The following is a 228-nucleotide window of genomic DNA, read 5'->3' as shown; positions in this document are numbered from 1 at the left end:
CTTGGTTGTCAGGCCGCCTCGACTGCGCCCCAGAGCATGGTCTAGCGGTTCTTCAGGCCCCCCTTTTTCCCGGCGCCTGATGAGGCTCGGGTTGCACGTACCGCCGTGGAGTCGATCATCCAGGTGTCCAGATCGATCAGTCCCTCCTGGTTGAGTCGAATGTGCAAGCGTTCCAGTATCCGGTCGAACGTACCGTCATCGCGCCAGTCACGAAAACGCTGATACACC

1 pseudogene is annotated in these 228 nt (G+C 60.1%); it reads right to left on the bottom strand.

Going from position 1 to position 228, the window contains the following annotated elements:
* Window positions 1-228: pseudogene (locus CE491_RS00010) on the bottom strand (IS5/IS1182 family transposase); the annotation flags it as partial.

The organism is Pseudomonas bohemica, assembly GCF_002934685.1.
Classification (GTDB): Bacteria; Pseudomonadota; Gammaproteobacteria; order Pseudomonadales; family Pseudomonadaceae; genus Aquipseudomonas; species Aquipseudomonas bohemica.
This window is presented reverse-complemented; position numbering and strand designations above follow the sequence as displayed.